Raw genomic sequence first — 5,353 nt, forward strand, 5'->3', positions numbered from 1 at the left:
CTTTCAGTTCGTTGTGTCCGGCTCGGTGCCGTCCACCGGTCAGCGGCGCCCTGCCCTCCCACGGGCTGCACCCGCAGTACTCTCGGCGCTCGGGGGCTTAGCTTCCGGGTTCGGAACGGGACCGGGCGTGCCCCCCCTGCCATGGCCGCTGACCGGTGGGCGGCGCCCGCCGGATGCGGGGCGTCTCGCCCCCGCGTGCCCTCAGGGCCGCACAGCGCGCGGCGCCGCGATCGCCCACATCGCATCCGGGAAGCCAGGCGCCACCGACCCGCCGGTGCGGGCCCGCGCCTGGGCGTGAAGAGCTCGGGCGATTAGTACGGCTCGGCTGAGCGCGTCGCCGCGCTTGCACCTGCCGCCTATCGAACTCGTCGTCTACGAGTGCCCTTACCGAAGGGAGACCCCATCTCTGGAACGGCTTCCCGCTTAGATGCCTTCAGCGGTTATCCGCGCCGCGCGCGGCTACCCGGCCGTGCCGTTGGTCGACAACCGGTTCACCGGAGGCGCGTCCACCCCGGTCCTCTCGTACTGGGGGCAGCCTCCATCAAGTCTCCTGCGCCCACGGAGGATAGGGACCGAACTGTCTCACGACGTTCTGAACCCAGCTCGCGTACCGCTTTAAACGGCGAACAGCCGTACCCTTGGGACCTGCTCCAGCCCCAGGATGCGATGAGCCGACATCGAGGTGCCAAACCTTGCCGTCGATGTGGACTCTTGGGCAAGATCAGCCTGTTATCCCCGGAGTACCTTTTATCCGTTGAGCGACGGCCCTCCCACGTGGGGCCGCCGGATCACTAGAGCCTGCTTTCGCACCTGCTCGACTCGTGGGTCTCGCAGTCAAGCCCGCTTGTACTCTTGCATTCAAAAGGGCGGTTGCCGACCGCCCCGAGCGGACCTTCGCGCGCCTCCGTTACCCTTTAGGAGGCGACCGCCCCAGTCAAACTGCCCGCCTGGCACGGTCCCCCTGCCGGATCGCGGCCAGGGGTTAGGACGCCGCACGGGAGGGGGCGGTATTCCAAGGTCGGCTCCGCGGGGGCTGGCGCCCCCGCATCGTAGCCTCCCGCCTATCCTCTACGCTCCCGTGCAGCGGCCAATGCCAAGCTGCAGTGAAGGTTCACGGGGTCTTACCGTCCTTCCGCGGGTAGGTCGCATCTTCACGACCAGTGCAATTTCACCGGGTCCGTGGTCGAGACAGCGCCCAAGTCGTTGCGCCTTTCGTGCAGGTCGGAACTTACCCGACAAGGAATTTCGCTACCTTAGGACCGTTATAGTTACGGCCGCCGTTTACCGGGGCTTGGCTTCGGAGCTTCGCCTTGCGGCTGACCCCTCCGCGTGACCTTCCGGCACCGGGCAGGCGTCAGACCCTATACGTCGCCTTGCGGCTTCTGCAGAGTCCTGTGTTTTTGGTAAACAGTCGCTTGGGCCTCTTCACTGCGGCCGGCCTCCGCTCCGGGGGCATGCCCCTTCACGTACGCGCCGGCACCCCTTCTCCCTAGGTTACGGGGCCATTGTGCCGAGTTCCTTGACCACGGTTGACCCGATCGCCTCGGTATGTTCTACCCACCCACCTGTGTCGGTTTGCGGTACGGGCGCGCACGCGCCTGCCTAGCGGTTTTTCTAGGGACCACGGGCTCACTCGCTTCGCGAAGCCGCTTCGTCCGGAGCCTAACCCTCGCGCGGGGGGGACTTCCCTCCCCCGCGGGCCGCGCTCCATCACCGGGACGTCCAGAACCCGGCCGAGCCACCCCCATCCGTCGCCGCATCGGTCGTAAGCGCCGCGTGCGCGGTGCAGGAATGTCCACCTGCTGCGCTTCGGCTACGCCTTCCGGCCTCGCCTTAGCCCCCGACTGACCCTGGGGGGATTAGCCTCGCCCAGGAAACCTCGGGTTTACGGCGGGCTGGTTACTCTCCAGCCTCTCGCTACTCATGCCAGCATCCTCGCTCCCCTGCGGTCCACCGGCGGTCGCCCGCCGGCTTCGCCCCCCAGGGGACGCTCCCCTACCATACGTCGAGACGTATCCGCCGCTTCGGCGCCGTGCTTAGCCCCGTGTATTGTCGGCGCATGTCCACTCGGCCAGTGAGCTGTTACGCACTCTTTGAAGGGGTGGCTGCTTCTAAGCCAACCTCCTGGCTGTCTGGGCGGACGCACATCCTTTGCCACTCGGCACGGACTTGGGGGCCTTGGCGGGCGGTCTGGGCTGTTTCCCTCTCGAGCACACAGCTTAGCCCACATGCTCTGACTGCCGCGCTTGGTCCGCCGGCATTCGGAGTTCGGTCGGGATCGGTAGGCGGCGAAGCCCCCTCACCCGTCCGGTGCTCTACCTCCGGCGGAGAACGCGCGACGCTAGCCCTAAAGCTATTTCGGGGAGAACGAGATATCTCCGGGTTTGATTGGCCTTTCACCCCTATCCCCAGGTCATCGCCGCCGTTTTCAACCGACGTGCGTTCGGCCCTCCACGGGGTCTTACCCCCGCTTCAGCCTGCCCAGGGATAGCTCACCCGGCTTCGCGTCCAGCGCGCGCGACTGCTGCGCCCGTTTCGGACTCGCTTTCGCTGCGGCTCGCTTCCAAGCTTAACCTCGCCGCGCGCGTCTGACTCGCTGGCTCATTCTACAAAAGGCACGCCGTCACACCACAAGGGTGCTCCGACTGCTCGTGGGCGCACGGTTTCAGGTGCTGTTTCACTCCCCTCCCGGGGTGCTTTTCACCTTTCCCTCACGGTACTTGTACGCTATCGGTCGCAGGGTAGTGTTCAGGCTTGGATGGTGGTCCACCCAGGTTCGGACCGGGTTTCACGTGCCCGGCCCTACTCAGGGACCGCCTCCGGGTCCGCCCTACCGGTTCGCCTACGGGGCCCTAACCCTGTGCCGCCGGCCTTCCCATGCCGTTCGGCTCCCGGTGGACGAGACCCGCCGGGAGCTGAGGCTCCCGGGCGGGCGGCCCTACAACCCCGGCGGCGCGAGGCCCTCAGGCCGTTGAGCGCTCGCCGGTTTGGCCGTCGCCCCCTTTCGCTCGCCGCTACTCGGGGGATCTCGTGATTGATTTCTCCTCCTCGGGGTACTTAGATGTTTCAGTTCCCCCGGTTCCCCTCCCCGCCCCTATGGATTCAGGGCGGGGATGCGGCGCCATCGCGCCGCGGGTTCTCCCATTCGGGCACCCCCGGATCGAAGGCCGTGTGCGCCTCCCCGGGGACTATCGCGGCTTGCCGCGCCCTTCGTCGGCTCCCTGCGCCAAGGCATCCGCCGTGCGCCCGTGTCATCTTCCCGCGCCATGCGCGGGCCACGGTATCCAACGATAATCTCATGAATAGCATCGGTGCGATATGAATATCGATACGATCGGTGTCGCCATATGCAGACCTTTCGGTCTGGTCGATAAGATGCTTCCCGAAAATCATGATCGGTCAAGATCGAAATCTGATGCGTCTTATGGAGATCGCGACCGGCTCAGGGCTCCCGCCCGTCGCCGTCGCGCTATGCGGCTCTCAAGGTACGCGGGGTCGCGCCCCGGGGGCCGGAGACCGCGATGGTCGGGCGCCAGGGAGGCCGGGCCGGGCGGTACCGCCGCGCCGGGCTGAAAACCGACTAGGAAAACGTAATTCTGATGTCTCTCTTGGGGTGCTCCCTAGAAAGGAGGTGATCCAGCCGCACGTTCCCGTACGGCTACCTTGTTACGACTTCACCCCCCTCGCCCTCCACACCTTCGACGCCTCCCCCCTCGCGGTTGGGCCGGCGGCTTCGGGTGCAGACGACTCGGGTGGTGTGACGGGCGGTGTGTACAAGGCCCGGGAACGCATTCACCGCGGCATGCTGATCCGCGATTACTAGCAACTCCGACTTCGCGGGGGCGGGTTGCAGCCCCCGGTCCGAACTGGGGCCGGCTTTCGGGATCCGCTCCCCCTCGCGGGGTGGCAACCCTCTGTACCGGCCATTGTAGCACGTGTGCAGCCCAGCGCATAAGGGGCATGATGACTTGACGTCGTCCCCGCCCTCCTCCGGCTTGGCGCCGGCGGTCCCGCGTGGGTGCCCACCCGAGGTGATGGCAACACGCGGCGGGGGTTGCGCTCGTTGCGGGACTTAACCCAACATCTCACGACACGAGCTGACGACAGCCATGCACCACCTGTGCAGGCTCCTTCCGGCCACCGGGTCTCCCCGGCTTCACCTGCATGTCAAGCGCTGGTAAGGTTCTTCGCGTTGCTTCGAATTAAGCCACATGCTCCGCTGCTTGTGCGGGCCCCCGTCAATTCCTTTGAGTTTTAGCCTTGCGGCCGTACTCCCCAGGCGGGACGCTTAATGCGTTGGCTGCGGCACGGAGACACGTACGTCCCCACACCTAGCGTCCATCGTTTACGGCCGGGACTACCAGGGTATCTAATCCTGTTCGCTCCCCCGGCTCTCGCGCCTCAGCGTCGGTGCCGGCCCAGAGGGCCGCCTTCGCCACCGGTGTTCCGCCCGATATCTGCGCATTCCACCGCTACACCGGGCGTTCCACCCTCCCCTGCCGGACCCAAGCCGCGCGGTTCGGGGGGCGGCCCGGGGTTGAGCCCCGGGATTTGACCCCCCGCCTGCGCGGCCGCCTACGCGCGCTTTACGCCCAATGAATCCGGATAACGCTCGCCCCCTACGTATTACCGCGGCTGCTGGCACGTAGTTAGCCGGGGCTTCTTCTGCAGGTACCGTCATCCTCGTCCCTGCCGAAAGCGGTTCACGACCCGAAGGCCTCCGTCCCGCACGCGGCGTCGCTGCGTCAGGGTTGCCCCCATTGCGCAAGATTCCCCACTGCTGCCTCCCGTAGGAGTCTGGGCCGTGTCTCAGTCCCAATCTGGCCGGTCGGTCTCTCAACCCGGCTACCCGTTGTCGGCACGGTGGGCCGTCACCCCGCCGTCTACCTGATGGGCCGCGACCCCATCCCCCGCCGCCGGAGCTATGCCCCGGGGGCCATGCGGTCCCCGGGGGCCACCGGGTATCACCCGCGGTTTCCCGCGGCTGTCCCCGTGCGGAGGGCAGGTTGGTCACGTGTTACTCAGCCGTTCGCCGCTCGCTTCCTGCCGAAGCAGGGTGCCGCTCGACTTGCATGTGTTAGGCGCGCCGCCAGCGTTCATCCTGAGCCAGGATCGAACTCTCCGTCCAAGCGATTTCTGTGAATCAGCCCGGAGCGGGGTGACCGTTCCCGGCCGGCATGACGCCGATCTGGATCCATCCGATTGCGTAGCGTTTCTGAACTTCCTGGAAAGGTGAATCGACTCGCCCCCCGAGGGGGGCCGTGGTCTCTCACTCACGTATAGGTGAGTTCCGCTCGAAATCACAAATGGTTATCAATCGTCTCTCCCTGGCGAGGAGGGCGCGCTCCCGCGC

Annotated in this window: 3 rRNA genes; all 3 read right to left on the reverse strand. The window is 66.4% G+C overall.

What is annotated here, in order from left to right:
- Nucleotides 1-37: 37 nt before the first annotated feature.
- Nucleotides 38-153 (reverse strand): 5S ribosomal RNA (gene rrf / locus C1717_RS00040).
- Between the two features lie 138 nt (nt 154-291).
- A 23S ribosomal RNA gene (locus C1717_RS00045) occupies nt 292-3,262 on the reverse strand.
- A gap of 362 nt (nt 3,263-3,624) precedes the next feature.
- A 16S ribosomal RNA gene (locus tag C1717_RS00050) occupies nt 3,625-5,128 on the reverse strand.
- Together the 16S, 23S and 5S rRNA genes form the textbook arrangement of a ribosomal RNA operon.
- Nucleotides 5,129-5,353 lie beyond the last annotated feature (225 nt).

The sequence above is a fragment of the Enorma phocaeensis genome, from assembly GCF_900186505.1.
Classification (GTDB): Bacteria; Actinomycetota; Coriobacteriia; order Coriobacteriales; family Coriobacteriaceae; genus Enorma; species Enorma phocaeensis.